The sequence below is a fragment of the Zunongwangia atlantica 22II14-10F7 genome (assembly GCF_002094855.1).
Classification (GTDB): Bacteria; Bacteroidota; Bacteroidia; order Flavobacteriales; family Flavobacteriaceae; genus Zunongwangia; species Zunongwangia atlantica.
Map to the genome: position 1 here is coordinate 327,792 of NZ_ARYN01000001.1, position 18,096 is coordinate 345,887.

Consider the following 18,096-nt stretch of genomic DNA (forward strand, 5'->3'; position numbering starts at 1 on the left):
AAAAATAACTATGAAAAATAGAATTTTACATATCATATTTTTAGGATTATTAGCGACCTCGTGCTCAGATGATTTTATGGAGCCGGTATCGAGATCGACCTTTGATAATCAATATATATATTCTAACGTAGATGATGCCAGAAATGGTGTAAATGCCGTGTATTCATACTTCAATCAGGATGCATTTAGATCCAGATTGTCTAATAATATGGCAGGAAACACAGATATAGAACATTCGTCTGGTTGGACGAGTGAAGGTGATCGTTATCAAATTTGGGATCTAGATGCTTTACCAAGTAACAGGGATTTAGACATTGTGTGGACGTATGCCTATAGAGCGATTAGAGATGCTAATATTTCTATAGAAAGCATCCAGGCTAGTGGTTCTTTAGAATCACCAGATCCAAACGAGCAGGCCGATTTTTATCAATTATTAGGTGAAGCTTATACTTTAAGAGCGTATTGGTACAGCATGCTTATCTTTTATTTTGGAGATATTCCTTATGTAACATCTGCGCCTGTTGCTGGAGATGATTTCAATTTACCAAAAACAGATAGAAATGAAATACTTTCAGGAGTAATTCAGGATCTAATTGATATCGAGCCATACATGAAATGGGCAGACGAGCTGCCTTATGGAATCGAGCAGGTAAACCGTGAGTATACTTTAGGAATGATCGCAAGATTATCCCTGCAAAGAGGTGGTTATTTCTTAACACCAGATTTAAGCATGGATAGAGAAGGAGATTATCTGGATTACTATCAAATTGCAAAGGATTATACTCAGAAGTTGATAGAGCTTAAGGATAGACCTTTACCAACAGATTTTAGACAGGTTTTTATGAATCAGGCAAAGTTTATATCACCTGTTAATAGTGATATATTATTTGAAGTTCCATTTTCTTTAAATAGTGGAGATGTTGCCTGGAATATTGGGATGACGGTTATGGGAGGCCCAACGGCAGCTCACGATTATGGATCTGGGAATAACTATATGGCAATCCCGCCAACCTATTATTTTTCTTTTGATACCTTAGATATTAGAAGGGATGTAACCTGCGGTTTATATCAGATAAATCAACAATTTGAGAAAGAATTTGTGAACTCTCCGTCCAATATCTCTCAGGGTAAATGGAGCCGACACTTTTTGGATAATCCACCAGGAGCCTCTTCAGCAAAAGGTACAGGGATAAACTGGCCTATGCTTAGATATTCTGATGTTTTATTGATGTATGCCGAAGCCGAAAATGAATTGAATGGTCCAACAGCTTCAGCACAGGAAGCATTGGCAAGAGTAAGACAACGTGCTTTTGAAGATACTTTCTGGCCAGAGAAAGTAGATCAATATATCAGTTCAATTTCAGGATCTAAAGAAAGCTTTTTTGAAGCTATTGTAGATGAGAGAGCCTGGGAGTTTGGTGGAGAAATGATTAGAAAATATGAATTAATTCGCTGGGGTATTTATGCTGAAAAAACTCAGGAAACGGTAGAAGAGTTAAAAGATCTGGCTGATGCTGCATTTGCCGGAACCACAAATTTGCCAATCTATATGTATTGGAGAACAGATGAAAGTGGCGATTTTGAAATCTTAAATCCTAACCGAAAAGTTGTGGCGCCACCAGATGATACATGGAGTCAGGTTCCGTTTTTACTAAGTCTGCATAGTGATGAAACACAATATCAGGAATGGATACTTTATGATTGGGAAAATTACTACAACGGGCCAAACCCGGGGGTAGCAAGATATATATTCCCAATACCTACAATTGCTATCGAAAATAGTCAGGGAACTTTAAAAAATGATGGTTATGGTTTTTAATATAATGCGAGGATTCAAAAATAAATATGCATTAAACATTTTTGTTATTCTGGTAGGAATAATCATGTTTAGTGCTTGCGAAAAAGATGAAGAAGTTTTTGATAGAACAAGACTTTTTAGACCTGTTTTAAACGAAGATTTATATTCTGAAGGTAACGTAATTATTGTTAACCTTGGTAATATGCGAAGTGCTGAATATTATACAATAGAAGTTAGCCGTGACACATTTGCTACTATCGATTTTACAATAGAAACAGATACAAATTATGTAGAGATCAATGAGGATTTGATAGGGGAAGAACTTTACTGGAATACCTTATATCAAATTAGAGCAACAGCCCATGCCGATGATCCTGAATTTGATAGTAAAATTTCAGACTTAGGAAATGTAAGAACCCAAAGATTTCCATCAATACTTAATGTTCCAAGTCGCTTTGATGTGATCGATACGGCTGCCAGGGTAACCTGGACGGCAGCGGGAGCTCCCGTTACGGGCATTCAGGTTTTTGCAGCTGAAGATTTATCACTAAATACTCCTCTTTTTGCTGAACGACCGGTAAACCAACAGGAACGAGATTCTACAGAAGCTATTGTCTATGGCTTAGATCCAGAAACCGAATATCAGATTGCGCTTTATAGCGATGATGAATTAAGGGGTTGGGTTAATTATACAACTTTACCAATGGATATAAATTCTAATGATGCTAATGTAATCGATATTAGAGGCGCTACAGATTCTCTGGCAGTTTCTAACGCAGTAGCATCTGCTCCAGATGGTGGAGTGGTTTTAATTTCAAGAGGAAGTGTTTACAAATTCCCGGAACAAAACCTGAATAAATCGATAACTATTCGTGCATCCTATGGTTTTGGAGAAAAACAAGCCATGTTGTATACCACAGGGAACTGGGATATTGATGACAACTCGAATATAGATCATGTTCGATTTATAGATTTAGAAATTAGAGGAGAAGATTACACGGGTGATTACGTGTTTAATCCAAACCGAAGCAATGTGAATGTAGGAGAAGTTTTATTCGAAAAATGCCATATTTCTAATTTTAGAGGTATTATGAGAATAAGAACTACGGTACAGATAGAAGAGTTTACTATAAGCAATTCTATAGTAGATACTATTGGGGGATACGGAATTTTTACCACAGATACAGATCCTTCATCTGGTACACCAACTGCTTCAGTGCAGGAGATCAACTTATTGAACAGCTCATTTAATTATATCGATACTGGAATTCAGTCTAGAAACAACTCACAGTCTATTACCATAGACGGTTGTTCTTTTGCGAACTTTATTGTAACCGGCGGCCGATTCTTTAGATATAGAGGTGGTGATGGTAACGATAATGTTACTAACGGGATTACAATCAGTAATTCGATTTTTGGACATAGCTGGGATACCAGTGATAGTGATAACTACGGAATTCAGGGAATTGGCCAGGGATTAGGGAATACTAATTTCAATATTGTAAACAACTATTCAACTGCGAATTTCTTCTTTAGCGGAGGTGAAATTCCAGGATTTCCAATTGCCAATTATAATGGAACACAGGACGATCTTTGGATGAACGTAGCCACGCAAAACAATTTTAGTTTTCAGGATAGAGGATTCTCAGGACGTTTTGATACTGGTGATCCACGATGGAGAATTGAATTATAGCCTTTAATAATGATCAAAGCTGGAAAATTCCAGCTTTGATTTTTTTAAACCAAGATTGTGAAAATTATTCTATATTTTTTTACGGCACTTATTTTTTCCTGTTCAGATAATCATAATCAGGAAGATGAGGAATCACCAGTTCGCCACGAGCCTGTTCAGGAAGAAGCTTTTGCTTTTCCTACTGCCGAGGGTTTTGGCAAAAATACTACTGGAGGTCGTGGTGGTAAGGTTATATATGTTTCTAAATTATCAGATGATGGTTCAAAAGGAACTTTGCGATATGCCATAAATCAGTCTGGCGCCAGATACATTGTATTTAATACTGGTGGGACAATTTTTTTAAATTCAGAATTAAAAATAGAAAATCCCAATCTTACCATTGCCGGGCAAACTGCCCCGGGTGAAGGGATTAGTATTGCCGGTTATCCTGTAAGTATTGCAGCCGATAACATAATTATCAGGTTTTTACGATTTAGAATGGGAGACCTAAATAATGTAGAAGGAGATGCTATTGGATCTCGATTCAACAAAAATATTATTATCGATCATTGTTCTATGAGCTGGTCTACAGACGAGTGCGTTTCAATTTATAACAACGAAAATACAACGGTACAATGGTGTCTTATTGCTGAAAGTTTAAGGAATTCGGCTCACGCAAAAGGAGCGCATGGCTATGGCGGAATTTGGGGAGGTAAAAATGCCAGTTTTCATCACAATTTATTAGCCCATCATGATAGCCGAAATCCAAGATTGGGAGAGTATGCAGGATCTGCATTTGCTTTGACAGATTTAGTTGATGTTCGAAATAACGTAATTTATAATTGGCAGGGCAATAGTATTTATGGTGGTGAAGCAATGAATGTTAATATTGTAAATAATTATTATAAACCGGGACCTGCAACTTTAAAGAAAGAACGAATTGTAGCCATCGATAAAAATCTTAATGAGGATACCGAAGTTTATAATATTTGGGGCAAGTTTTTTATAGACGGAAATTTTGTTGAAGGAAGTACACGGGCAAGTGAGAATAATTGGGAATTTGGAGTATACAATCAAATTCATAGTAAATACGGTAGTTTAACCCAAGAAGATAAGAATGCTATGAAGATTGAATCTCCACATCCTATCAATGACAATGTAGAAACTCAGAGTGCTCAGCAGGCTTATGAAGCTGTATTGGCTAAAGCTGGAAATACCATTTTTAGGGATCATATAGACGAACATGTAATTGCAGATGTACAAAATAAAAGTTTTACCTATTCTGGATCGCGTGGAAGCACTAACGGAATAATTGATACCCAAAGTGATGTTGGTGGCTATCCAGAACTAGATAAAGGAACTGCTTTAAAAGATTCAGATTTAGACGGAATGCCAGACGATTGGGAAATTGAAAACAATTTGGATCCTGAGAATTTTGATGCAAACGATAACGATCTTAGTACAGGTTACGATAATCTGGAAGTATATTTAAATAGCCTAACCCCTAACTAATAAACCGAAAAAAACAACCATGAAATACCGAAAATCGATAAAATACCAGCCTTTTTTTATACTGAATCTTTTTCTGTTGTTTCTCTTTAGTGGAAACTCTGTTTTTGGACAAAATTTAGCGTTTCCTGGGGCAGAGGGATTTGGTAGATACACCAAAGGAGGAAGAAATGGAATTGTTTACAAGGTTACCAACCTAAATGATAGTGGAGAGGGAAGTCTTAGAAAAGGAATTCAAAAAAAAGAACCCAGAATTATCGTTTTTGAGGTTTCAGGAACGATTAATTTAGAATCAACTTTAGATATAAATCGAGGTGATCTTACGATTGCTGGGCAAACTGCGCCGGAAGGCGGAATTACACTTAAAGGTTACCCAATTAAGATAAAAGCCGATAATGTAATCATTCAGTATATACGATTTAGGATGGGCGATATTAATGGTGTAGAAGACGATGCTTTAGGAGGTCGTGGTAATTCAGATATTATGATAGATCATTGTTCAATAAGTTGGGCAACAGACGAAAATTCTTCATTTTACTGGAATAGAAATTTTACCATGCAGTGGTGTATAATTTCAGAAGCATTAAATAGATCGGTACATCATAAAGGTGCACATGGTTATGGCGGAATCTGGGGTGGGCAAAATGCCAGTTTTCATCATAATTTAATTGCCAGCAATAGTAGTAGAAATCCACGTTTTGGAGGATCATCTTCGGTTCCAAATAAAGAGGATGAACTGGTCGATTTCAGAAATAATGTCATTTTTAACTGGGGATTTAATAGTATTTACGGTGGCGAAAAAGGCAGGTATAATTTGGTAAATAATTACTTTAAACCGGGACCTGCCACAAAAGATGATGTAAAAGACCGAATTTTGAATCCAAGCAAGCCTTATGGTCAATTTTTTGTTGAAGGAAATTATGTTGAGGGCTTGCAAACCGTAAGCAGGGATAACTGGAAAGGTGGTGTACAATGTGACGATCCTGCTAAAACCAAGGCTTCAGAAATGTTCGATATTTTGAATAATATTAATACTGAAGAAGCTTATGCTGCTTACAATAATGTTCTGAAACAAGCTGGTGCCAGTCTTTACAGAGATGAGGTGGATGAACGAATAATTACAGAAGTAAGATCTGGTAAAACAACTTTTAAAAACGGAATTATAGATTCCCAGGAAGATGTTGGCGGATGGCCAATTTTAAAAAATGGAAAAAGTAAAAAAGATAGCGATAGCGATGGAATGCCAGATGATTGGGAAAGGACAAACAATTTAGATCCTAATAAAAACGATGCAACGCAGCACCAATTAAGTGAGCAGTATACTAATGTCGAAATTTATATTCAGGAATTAACAAAATCGGCTCAATATGATTTTGTTGTCGCTAATGATGGTAGTGGCGATTTTAAAACACTTACAGCGCTCATCAATAATTTGCCTGATTTCAGAAAAAATGAAACGCGAGTGTTTATAAAAAATGGGATTTATAAAGAAAAATTGGTTTTACCCGCTTCTAAAACCAATATTCAGTTTATAGGCGAAAGTAAAGACAGTACGATCATAACTTACGACGATTATGCGAGCAAACTCAATCGCTTTGGGGAAGGTTTGGGAACAACAGGATCTACGTCTTTTTTTATTTTTGGAGACGATTTTTATGCAGAAAATATCACGTTCGAAAATAGTGCCGGGCAGGTTGGGCAAGCCGTTGCTGTTAGAGTAGATGGAAATAACGCTCATTTTAAAAAGTGTAATTTTCTGGGGAATCAGGATACACTTTATCTACATGGTAAAAACAGTCAGCAATTTTATGAAAACTGCTATATCGAGGGAACGGTAGATTTTATTTTTGGATGGTCCTCGGCTGTTTTTTATCAATGTGAGATTAAAAGTAAACGAGATGGCTATGTCACGGCAGCTTCTACCGAAGAAGGTGCGAAATACGGTATTGTATTTATTGAATGTGATTTTACTGCGGAAGGAGTTGAAGCAAATTCAGTGTACCTGGGAAGACCGTGGCGAAATTACGCGCAAACCGTACTTATTAATTGCCATCTTGAAGATCATATTAAAACAGAAGGCTGGCATAACTGGGGAAAACCAGAAGCCGAAGAAACCACTTTTTATGCTGAATACAATTCTACCGGGCCTGGAGCCTCAGGCGACCGAGTAAATTGGGCAAAATCTTTATCTGAAGAACAACAGGAATATTACTTAAGCTTGATAAATAAGAATAAGCAGAATTAGAAATATTTTCTAAAACCTTCAATTTCCAACCAGGGAGTAATTAAAAATTACTCCCTTTTTTTATACAATTTTGGTTTTAGCCCTTGAAAAATGGGTACGTAAACGATCTCGTTAATTTTTTGTTACCATAAAAAAATTTCATTTTACAATTTGTTGATTTTCGTTTTTACGGGAAAATTCAACTTTCGGGACTCCTTATAGTAAAGGACCTGATGAATGAAAAAAATAAATAAAAAAGAACTAAAGTGCATTCGATACCTCGCCGGCGAGATGTCTTTAGAAGATCGATCGGTTTTTGAGATCGAATTATCCTTAGACGAAACTTTACGAGAAATCTTCGATAATTATAAATCTGTTTGGGAGCAATACGATACTGAAAAAAGTATTCCCATAAGTTTTCAGGAGAAAACACTTTCTCATAAAAATGTAATGCTTGCAAGTGCTACGGCTGTTGTTGGGATCGTATTATTCTTTTGCTTTTCCTGGTTTAGTGTAACGCCAAAATGGAATCATATAATTGCTGAAAATGGGCAAAGAAAAACACTTTTTTTGTCAGATAGCAGCAAGGTGATTTTAAATGCCGGGAGTAGCCTTTCCTTTCCAGAAGAGTTTACAGATTATAGAGAAGTAAAACTTACAGGTGAAGCTTATTTTGAAATATCCAAAGATGCGGCCCATCCTTTTATTGTTAATAGTACCGACTTTAAAGTGAAAGTGCTGGGAACGCAGTTTTCAGTTAATAATGCATACGCTAAAAAGGAAGTTGCATTAAAAGAAGGTGCGGTAGAGTTTATTCAGAATAACAATAATGATAAAATTACACTGTCACCTGGCGAGCGTTTAATTTGGGATACGGCTAATAATCAGGTTCATAAAGAAAGTTTTAATCCTAAAGTTGAGTTAGCCTGGACAACCAATACGCTTTTACTTGATAATATTTTATTCAGAAATGCCCTTAAAGATATTAACCAGTTTTATGGGGTAAGTTTTGTAATTAAGAATAGTGGTTTATTAGATCAACACATCACAGGCATATTTAAGGACGAGAATTTAAACGACTTTATCCATTCTTTAGAGTTTATCGCAGACGTAGAGATAGAGGAACTTCAGGATAAAATATTCCTAATTAAATCCAAGCAAAATGATTAAGCCACTAAAATCTTTAGGAGTTACCAAGTCTACAGATAGGCAACTTTTTATAAGAATGAGCAATGGCGAGTATAAAGCCCTGAATATTCTTTTTAATAAATACTATTCAGCCTTGTGCAAATTTGGCAATCTCTACGAGAATGATGCCGCACTAGTAGAAGAAAAAATTTCAGATGTTTTTATCCAATTATGGAATAAAAGAAATCTGCTAAAAGATATCACAAACCCAAAACCATATTTATATGTAACAGTTAGAAATAAACTTCTCAAAAAGAGTCAAACTCAACTCAACCTTCAGTACCTGGACGATCATAAAACTGATATTGGACTTTTGCATGCACCCAGTATCGAGGAAGAAACGATTATCGAGGAACAAAAAGAGGGTGTTAAACAGTTTCTTAACCGGGTTTTAAATCTTCTGCCAAAAAAATCGAGAAGGATTTTTGTAATGAGTAGGGTAGAAGGGTTTAAGTACCATGAGATTGCTGAAATTATGGAGATTTCTCCAAGAACTGTCGAGACACATATTGCTATTGCCATTAGATACCTAAGCAAACAACAAAAATTTCCGAACACCTAAAACTAGGAACAAAAGAGGAGTCCGTAGCTATTTACGTTGCTCACAAAAACTAACAAAATGGTAAAAAAATTATTTTTTATACTTTTTGCGTTTGGTTTAAGTACAAGCTTTTACGCAAATTCTTTCAGGGAAAAATCAAGTCCTGAATCATCCAAAATCAAATTTAAAGACAGATTAATTGGGCTAGATATTAAGAATAGTCCTTTAACACAGGTTTTTTTAGAGATCGAATCTCAAATAGAGAAAAAATTTATCTATCTACCAGATCAGGAAATCTATAAATCTAAGGTTTCTTTAAATATTAGCAAGGCACCTTTACAAGATGTGCTGGACAAACTGGAACAACTGGTTGCGTTAAAATTTAAGGTTACAGAAAACGGAATTTTAGTAAAAGAAAAATCGAAATCTGAAACCAAAAGTTTACAACAGGTACGTATTCAGGGAAAAGTTTTAGACGAGCAGTCTTTACCAATCCCTGGAGCAACGCTTATGTTAACTTCAGAAAATAGAGGAACGGCTACAGACTTTGATGGTAACTTTAGTATATCTTTAAATACCAGCGACTTGCCGGTAGAGCTTAAAGTAACTTTTGTTGGCTATAAAACCAGGTATATTCCTGTTACTGAAGCTGTAAATGATCTTCAGATAATTCTTGAAGCCTCTACAGAAAGTTTAAACGAAGTAGTAATTACCGGGCAGGGAGCAGATGTTCGTAAAAAGAGGTTATCTACCTCTGTAGTGACAATAAACGAAGACGAATTAAATAAAATCTCTGCACAACGTATAGACCAGAAATTATCTGCTGAACTTCCAAACGCTCAGATAAATTTAACTGGCGGGCAGGCAGGTGCAACATCTATTATTCGTGCAAGAGGGGTAAACTCGGCCTTTTTAAGTTCTACACCAATTATTTACTTAGATGGGGTAAGAATGGATAATCTAAACACCCAAATGCAATTGGGAGGAACTTCACAAGGATCTGCGATTAGTGCCTTGGCAGATATTCCTATGGATAATATTGAAAAGATCGAATACATTAATGGTGGTGCAGCAACAACTTTATACGGTTCTGATGCCGCAAATGGTGTTATCCAGATTTTCACTAAAAAAGGAGGGAAATTAGGAACCAGTCTTACACTTGAAGCAGAAAGCGGAGTAGAAACTCCTACCAACGATTACCTGTATTTTGATCGTACCGATGATCTTTTATTTAGAAATGGTTTTTACCAAAAATATAGGCTTAACTTAAACGGAAAAGGAGAAGAAGGTTTTGGTTATACTTTTTCGGGTAGTTTTAGAAATAGCTCTGGAGTACAGATCCACGATCAAAACGAGAATTTAAAGGCCGATTTTAGTACTGGTTTTAGAGCTAAACTTAACGACAAGCTTAATTACGAAAGTTCTTTTATTTATGTGCATAACGAATATAAAAGAAACAGAAACGGAAACCAGGGAGGTTATACCGGGCTTTGGTTTGCTGAAGATGGAGCTTCTTCTTTTACCGGTCCTGGTTTTAATAATCGTTTAGACGAACTTACAGATCAGGAATTTCAGGATATAAAATCTTATATCGATAACGCTGAGCGCTTACAGGATAATCAAATTGTTGTTAACCGTTTTACAACTTCACAAATCTTAAAATATAAGCCATTAGACAATCTTAATTTTAGGTTTACCGGTGGTCTGGATTATCGTGCACAAGATCAAAATGTAGTTTCTACAAACGAATATCTTACTGCAACTCGCGGGCAGGAAGTTATGGATGAAGGTAGTATCCAGAATGTACAACGTAATTATCTTGGTTTAACATTAGAACTTACCGGGCAGCATAATTGGGATATAGGAAACTTCTCTTTAATTACCACTTTTGGTGGGCAGTTCTTTAGAACCAGTGATCACCAGATTTTGTATAGCGGTTCCAACATTCGCGATGGTGCACAAACCATAAGTGATGCAGCGGTTAAAGATAGCGACGAGTATTTAAGCGAAGTGCTAAACTATGGTGTTTATCTTCAGGAAAACATAGGTTTTAAAGATAAATTATTCATAGATCTTGGTATACGTGGCGACCGTAACCCGGCGTTTGGAGAAAATATCGGGACTCAGTTTTATCCAAAAGCAGGTGTTTCTTATATGCTTTCTTCTGAATCCTGGTTTAATTCTGAATTATTTAATTCGGTTAGACTTCGTGGAAGTTATGGGGTAGCGGGTAATTTACCACCAGCATACACCAACGAAAGAACTATTAGATTCGACGGATTTTTAGGTGAACAATCTGCCTATTTTGGGCAACCGGGTAACGAAAATCTAAGACCAGAAAAAACAACAACTTTTGAAGGTGGTATAGATCTTTCTTTAGCGAATAGCCGTATTAATTTTTCAGCAGGGTATTATAGAGCGCTTACAAGAGATGGATTATTTTATGTGCCATCTGCTCCTTCTACAGGATACAGCATTAGTCAGCTATATAATATTGGAGAGATTGAAAATTACGGTTTAGAAATCAGCGCAAACTTTGTTCCTATAGAAACTAAGGATATGAATCTAAGTATTAGCGCTTCATTTAACACATTGCATAATGAAGTTTTAGATTCTGGCGGTGCACCTGCTTTCAATATTAATGGTTTTAGTGCACGTACTTTGCAAACCGTGGTTCAGGAAGGATATCCGGTAGGTTTTATTCGAGGAAACTACGGAACTTTTGATGAAAATGGTGTTTTAGAAACCTCTGTTCCTCAATCATATTTAGGAACTACCATTCCAGATATTTTTGGAAACTTAAGTCTTAATTATTCTTATAAAAACTTCAGTTTGTTTGCTAATGCTTCTTACCAGGCAGGTGCTTATGCTCATAACTGGGATGCACAGTTTAGATATAATTATGCAGCTTCTGAAGATTATATTCCGGCAGGAGAAATTGAAGCAAATGGTAGAAGTAACTGGCTTTCTTTTACAAATAGATTTGTAGAGAAAACAGATTTCTTAAAGATTAGAACTATTGGTCTTAGTTATACACTTCAGCCAAAAAATGAGGCAATGTATAAATCGATCATGTTTGGTTTAACTGCTGTAAATCCATTAAACTTTACGTCTTCTTCATTCGATCCAGAAGCAACTATTAGTGGAGCGGCTCAAGGCCAGGGAGGAGCAAGTACCGGTGGTATTTCTTATGCTACCTACTCGGCTCCAAGACAATTTTTAGGTTCAATTAGAATTAACTTATAAACATACGATCATGTATTCTTATATACGAAATAGTGTTCTGGCAACGGTAGTAATGCTACTACTTATAGGTTGTGTAGAAAATCCAAATGTAACAGAAGAAGTATATCTGGAAAACCCAAATGCAATGCGCAGTTGGGTAGTAGGATTGCGAAGACAATTAGCGGTAACTACCAACACAGTAAATATTAATACTGTAATTACTTCAGATAATTATTATAATAATTATACGCAGTATACCAAGATTTTCGATCGTTTACAGATCGATTATTTTGATACAGATGTAAATAATCTTCAGGCAGATATTCAGGAGTTAAGAGCAATGGCTATTTATGGCTTAGATGTGGTATTACCAGCAGATATGGCAGCAACTTCAGAGCAGGAAGCTTACCTGTATTTCTGTTTAGGTTATGCCAACCTTTTAGGAGGAGAATTATTTATTGGTTTGCCACAAAATAATTATGGAGAAGTAGAATCCTGGGAACAATTGCTAGAAAATGCTATTACTGCTTTTGATAGTGCCATGGCTTTAAACACTTCAGCCCAGATGAACAGAGTGTACACTTTATTGCAGGCAAGAGCATATTATTATTTAGGTGATCGTGAAAATGCAGTGCAATTGGCCAGCCAGCTTATTGGGCAGGACGTTCTTTATAGTGTAGAATTTGATGGGCAAAACGGCGTATCCAACGAAATGCAAAATGCAACTTTCGATGCTTTACCAAACCGTTTGGCTCCTTTGCCAAGATTAGACTTTTTAGACCCTAAATATTATTCGGTTGGTACGCCGGCAACAGATCAAAAGCCGGTAGCTATAGCTAAAGTAGAAGAAGCTTATTTAATTCTTGCCGAAGCTAATTTAGGAAATGGGAATCTTGCTGCTGCACAATCTAATCTATTGCAATTATTACAGGTTGTAGAAAATAGACTGGTAGCGATGATCGATGATAGTGGTGAAACCCGTAACGGTGGAGATCGTGTAGATTATCCTTTACAAGAAGTGCCAGTACGATTTACTGAAGAGGGAGAATATCAGGATGGCTATGTGTTAAATCGCCAGCAAGGTGCTATCCCAGCCTACACCGTATCTGGAACAAACGTAACTCCGGCTGATATTAACAGCGCAAATACCTTAGAAGATCTTTTGTATCTAACCTATCGTTTACGCCAGGAAATCTTTATTAGTGAAGGAAGACGATTATCTGATCTTGGGATTAAATTCCCGGTTTCTGAAATCGAGCAGTTAAATAATCCAAATGTGCCCGAGGAATATATTATTACTCAAATTCCATCATTTTTACCAGCAGAAACTATGGACGATTTTAATGTTGCTGACGATGGAAGCATTACGATTATCGAAGACCTTAACCGTTTAATTATTCAGAATAGAACGCTACAAGAAGTAGTTCCTTTCTTTTAAATATATATGATGCTGAAAAGAATTTTAATTAGTAGTTGTTTGTGCATGCTTCCATTTTTTGGATTTGCACAAAAAGTAGAGCATGTTATTTTGGTGAGCATCGATGGTTTTAGACCAGATTTTTATAGAGACAGCCATTGGCCAACACCAAACTTAAAAATGTTGGCAGAAAACGGAGTCTCTGCAGATGAGGTAAGAACTATTTTTCCGTCGGTTACTTATCCTTCGCATACCACTTTAATAACTGGTGTTTTGCCAGAAAAACACGGTATTTATTACAATACCATTATTAAAGACGATGGCAGTCCCGGTGGCTGGGTTTACGATTTTGCTGAAATTAAATCGCGCACTTTATGGCAGGCAGCCAAAGAGAAAGACTTAAAAACAGCTTCGGTTTCCTGGCCGGTATCCGTAGACAGCCCGTTTATAGATTATAATATTCCTGAATTTTGGTCTTTTACAGATCCTTTAGATCGAAGAGAAGCAACTTCAGAGCATGCGAATCCAAAAGGACTTTTTGAAGAAGTAGTAAAAAATGCAACCGGAGATTTATCTAAAAACGAGTATAATCTTACTTCTTTAAGGATGGATCAAAACCTGGGAAGAATAGCAACGTATATTTTAGAGAAGTATAAACCTAATTTTTTAAGTCTGCATTTACCAAATCTGGATGGAGCCGAACATGCTAACGGAAGAGAAAGCCAGGAAGTTTCCAGAGCGATTGCGGGAGCAGATTTAGTTGTAGGGCAAATTTACAACGCTTTAAAGCGTGAAAAAATGTTAGAAAATACGGTGATTATTGTAACTGGTGATCATGGTTTTGTAAGTACGCACACCAGTATTAGTCCTAATCTTTGGTTAAAAGATATGGGATTAGAAAATGAAGCATTTTTCTTTTCTGCTGGGGGTTCAGCATTTCTTCATATCACGGGAAAAAATGAAAACAAGATCGTGGAAACTGTAAAATCTGGATTAGCTAATTTACCATTGGCGCAACAGGAAATGTTCAGATTGGTAAGTTTAGAGGAAATTCAAAAAATGCAAAGTGATCCCAGAGTGAAATTGGCAATTTCAGCAAAAGAAGGATTTTCCTTCAGCAATGAGAAAGAAGGCGAATTACTTCAGAAGAAAAAAGGAGGAAAACACGGTTATTTTCCAGATTTCTATAATATCTACACTGGTTTTGTGGCTTCAGGTGCCGGCTTAGCTGAAAATCAAAAAATTCAGCATATGCAATTAGAAGATGTAGCGGTAATTATCGCTAAACTTCTAGATCTTGATATGCCACAAGCAAGCGGAATTATGTATCCCGGAATTTTAGCCGAATAAATTGTTAGCCTATAGAAAACCCTCGGTACTCGAGTAAAGTTTGATTTGTTTTTGATTAGAAAGGGCTGTTTTGCAGCCCTTTCTTGTTTTTTATAAAGCCGATTTTGTAAGAATTTAGAGGCTTTTTTTAGTGCTTAAAAAATCAAATCATAATAAAAAATATATGTTTTCCTGTAAGGTTAAGATTGTTTTCCTACTCACTATATAGCATAAAGTAAATTAGTGTAGTCGATTAATAGCGATATAGATTTTGGAATTAAAACAGGTAGAAAAAATAGCAAAAGCCTTAAGTGACCACAACAGGCTTCTTATCTTAAAGGCGATACGGGCCAATAAAGGTAACTTAGATTGCTCGGCTATTGTAAACTCTATCGATCTTGCGCAGCCTTCGATTAGTCATCATATTAAAAAACTGGTAGATGCAGATATTATTTTACCACACAAAGAAGGCCGATTTTACTCGTATTCTATTAACGAGCAGCTATTGGATACTTATTTAACTACACTAAAAAAGCTTTAGTTTTTTAATGAATTATATATTGAAGTATTTAAATATATGAATAAGAAAGATATAAAATATTCGATTCTCGAACTGGCACATGTCTCTAAAGGGAGCACGTATAAACAAACTTTAAATAACTCGTTAGATTTGGCCCGGTTAGCTGAAGATAAAGGGTATCATAGGTTTTGGTTTGCAGAGCATCATAATATGGAGCATATTGGCAGTAGTGCTACTTCACTTTTAATGGGATATATCGCAGATAATACCAAGAAAATTAAAGTTGGTTCTGGTGGGATAATGCTTCCAAATCATTCGCCTTTGGTGATTGCCGAGCAGTTTGGAACTTTAGCACATTTGTATCCCGGTCGTGTAGATCTTGGTTTAGGAAGAGCACCAGGAACAGATCCCAAAACCGCAAGAGCCATACGATCTGATTTTATGCAGGCAGCGCAATCATTTCCTTCGGAAATTGAAAAAATAGAGCGATATTTTTCTGCTGAAAATAAGACCTCAGATGTGCGAGCAGCTATTGCTGAAGGTACCAATGTTCCTATTTATATTTTAGGATCTAGTACAGACAGTGCGCATTTAGCGGCAAAAAAAGGTTTGCCGTATGCATTTGCCAGCCATTTTGCGACCAATCATTTGCATAATGCATTACGAATTTATAGAGAAGAATTTACGCCTTCAGAAGTTTTAGATAAACCTTATAATCTTGCTGGTGTAAACGTAATTATAGCAGAAACCGATGAAAAAGCAGATGAATTATTCACTACTTTAATTCGTATGTTCTTAGGAATTTTAACCGGAGAACGAGATGGTTTAAAACCACCAACGGCAATGACTTCAGAATTGCAAGGCGTGTTGCATCACCCGCAGGTGCAGCAAATGCTTAAATATTCTTTTGTAGGAAGTAAGGAAAGCGTAAAAGCACAGGCAAAAGAGTTTTTGGATGAGACTGATGTAGATGAGTTAATTGCGGTTTCAGCGATTTATGATGCTGAAGATCGCAAAAAATCTGTAGCTGCTTTTGCTGAAGTTATACAGGAAATCAATAAAGAAAATACAGCGCTAGAAAAGGAAAAAACGGTATAAATTTACCCCGAAATTGTTTAAAACTGACTGGTTTTTTTATAAAAGCTAGTCAGTTTTTTGTTTTATACTGAAAAAATAATGCCTCAAATCTTATAAAATCATTATTTATTGAAAATATATTTTTTTAGGATCTTTTGAGTAGGTTCAAATAAAATAGGCTTGCTTAAAAAATCGTCTATTCCTGCAAGTTTTCCTTTGCTAAGCATATCTTCCATTTTATTGGCGCTTAAAGCCACGATAGGAATAGGTCGATTTTGGGCAATTTTCTTAATCATTTTGCTGGCTTCGTACCCGTTAATTCCCGGTAGCTGAATATCCATTAAAACAAGATCGAAATTGGCCGATTTTCGAAATATTTCTATGCCTTCTTCACCGTCTTCCGCAGTAATAATCTCAGCTTTTGGGCATAATTTAGAAATGATGGTACGTATTAAAAACAAATTCACCAGATTGTCATCTACAGCTAATATTCGTATGGGTTTCTGGGATTTCATAGCTAATTCATTACTTACTAAATATACCTAAAAAGATATAATTTTAAGGAATTATGTTCAAAAATACGAAGCACTAGCACGCCGGTAAAAGTATTTCAATATTAATTAGAATAGTATCTAATATTCGTTATTTTAGAATAAAATTTTTTAGATGCTAATTTCAAATAAAGTCAGTATTTCGAGTGTGATCGAGGGATCCTGGACTTATTTTCTTATCGATTTTTTTACCTGTAGTATTACTTTTGCGCTATCTGAATATTTTAATATCATCAATATCCCTATTCCTGCATTGTTGCCTACCATTTTAGGTACTGCGCTGGCATTTTTTATTGGTTTTAATAATAATCAGGCTTACGATAGATGGTGGGAAGCCAGAAAGATCTGGGGAGGATTAGTAAATGACAGTAGAACCTGGGCGCGACAATTATTATTTCTGAAAATTGATAAAACCGAATTTAATACTGAAGACAGGAGCTTTATTGAAGTGTTAATACGCAGGCATATTGGTTTTGTATATGCTTTAAATCGCGGATTACGAAAATCTAAAGATGTCGATTATCTTAATTTTCTAAGTGAAGACGACTACGAATATTTGCGACAGGAATCGAACAAAGCGAATGCTGTTTTGAATTTGCAAACCAGAGATCTAAATACCTGGTATAAGAACGGCAAGATCGACGGCTTTCAGTTTATGCAATTAAACCAAATGCTTATCAACTTTTGTGATCATATGGGGAAATCTGAACGTATCGCAAATACCGTTTTTCCAACCACATATAATTATTATACCCGAATTTTCGTTTGGATCTTTATTATTTGTGCTACGCTGGTTACTGCTGAAACCATAGGAATATGGTCTGTAGTTTTTGGTACTTTGATTGGTTATGTGTTTTTAACCATTCACAAGATTGGTGTTTCTTTGCTGAATCCTTTTGAAATGTTACCAACCGGTGTACCTCTAAATCTAATTTCACGTACTATTGAAATTAACCTTCTAGAAATGCTTAGAGATAAAGATATCCCTGAACAGGTTAAAAGCGTAAACGACGAATATGTGCTATAGCAAAGCGCTGCGGAGTTA

Annotated in this window: 13 protein-coding genes; 12 read left to right on the forward strand and 1 reads right to left on the reverse strand. The window is 36.0% G+C overall.

Annotated features, from left to right (window positions below):
- The first annotated feature begins 10 nt into the window (after positions 1–10).
- From IIF7_RS01345 to IIF7_RS01395, 11 genes are all read left to right on the forward strand, one after another.
- On the forward strand, positions 11–1,819 hold the full coding sequence (locus IIF7_RS01345; RefSeq protein WP_084839864.1) for a RagB/SusD family nutrient uptake outer membrane protein: 1,809 nt from the start codon (positions 11–13) through the stop codon (positions 1,817–1,819).
- Positions 1,809–3,491: a DUF4957 domain-containing protein gene (locus tag IIF7_RS01350; RefSeq protein WP_245801471.1), complete on the forward strand. Its 1,683-nt coding sequence runs from the start codon at positions 1,809–1,811 to the stop codon at positions 3,489–3,491. The genes IIF7_RS01345 and IIF7_RS01350 overlap by 11 nt, the downstream gene beginning before the upstream one ends.
- Before the next feature lie 57 nt (positions 3,492–3,548).
- Entirely contained in the window at positions 3,549–4,982 is a 1,434-nt protein-coding gene (locus IIF7_RS01355) for a pectate lyase family protein (protein ID WP_217806670.1), read from the forward strand.
- A gap of 19 nt (positions 4,983–5,001) precedes the next feature.
- A complete protein-coding gene (locus IIF7_RS01360) occupies positions 5,002–7,224 on the forward strand; it encodes a pectinesterase family protein (RefSeq protein ID WP_084839866.1) in 2,223 nt (740 codons plus the stop codon).
- Positions 7,225–7,440: 216 nt separating this feature from the next.
- Positions 7,441–8,373, forward strand: a complete 933-nt coding sequence (locus IIF7_RS01365) for a FecR family protein (RefSeq protein WP_084839867.1) — start codon at positions 7,441–7,443, stop codon at positions 8,371–8,373.
- Positions 8,366–8,953, forward strand: coding sequence for an RNA polymerase sigma factor (locus IIF7_RS01370; protein ID WP_084839868.1), 588 nt, complete (start codon positions 8,366–8,368; stop codon positions 8,951–8,953). Before IIF7_RS01365 ends, IIF7_RS01370 begins: the two co-directional genes overlap by 8 nt.
- A 57-nt stretch (positions 8,954–9,010) precedes the next feature.
- Positions 9,011–12,178, forward strand: a complete 3,168-nt coding sequence (locus IIF7_RS01375; protein WP_084839869.1) for a TonB-dependent receptor domain-containing protein — start codon at positions 9,011–9,013, stop codon at positions 12,176–12,178.
- Positions 12,179–12,188: 10 nt separating this feature from the next.
- The gene (locus IIF7_RS01380; RefSeq protein ID WP_084839870.1) at positions 12,189–13,595 is read left to right on the forward strand and encodes a hypothetical protein; all 1,407 of its coding nucleotides are present in this window, start codon (positions 12,189–12,191) and stop codon (positions 13,593–13,595) included.
- Between the two features lie 45 nt (positions 13,596–13,640).
- Positions 13,641–14,924, forward strand: coding sequence for an alkaline phosphatase family protein (locus IIF7_RS01385; protein WP_245801472.1), 1,284 nt, complete (start codon positions 13,641–13,643; stop codon positions 14,922–14,924).
- Between the two features lie 250 nt (positions 14,925–15,174).
- The gene (locus IIF7_RS01390) at positions 15,175–15,444 is read left to right on the forward strand and encodes an ArsR/SmtB family transcription factor (protein WP_084839871.1); all 270 of its coding nucleotides are present in this window, start codon (positions 15,175–15,177) and stop codon (positions 15,442–15,444) included.
- 36 nt (positions 15,445–15,480) lie between these two features.
- On the forward strand, positions 15,481–16,521 hold the full coding sequence (locus IIF7_RS01395) for an LLM class flavin-dependent oxidoreductase (RefSeq protein WP_084839872.1): 1,041 nt from the start codon (positions 15,481–15,483) through the stop codon (positions 16,519–16,521).
- 101 nt (positions 16,522–16,622) lie between these two features.
- Here the strand turns inward: IIF7_RS01395 and IIF7_RS01400 are convergent, their stop codons facing one another.
- Positions 16,623–17,015 (reverse strand): response regulator, encoded by a 393-nt coding sequence (locus IIF7_RS01400; RefSeq protein ID WP_084839873.1) that lies wholly within the window; start codon positions 17,013–17,015, stop codon positions 16,623–16,625.
- Between the two features lie 151 nt (positions 17,016–17,166).
- On the opposite strand from IIF7_RS01400, the gene IIF7_RS01405 reads away from it, so the two are divergent.
- Positions 17,167–18,078, forward strand: a complete 912-nt coding sequence (locus IIF7_RS01405; protein ID WP_084839874.1) for a bestrophin family protein — start codon at positions 17,167–17,169, stop codon at positions 18,076–18,078.
- The last annotated feature ends 18 nt before the right edge of the window (positions 18,079–18,096 follow it).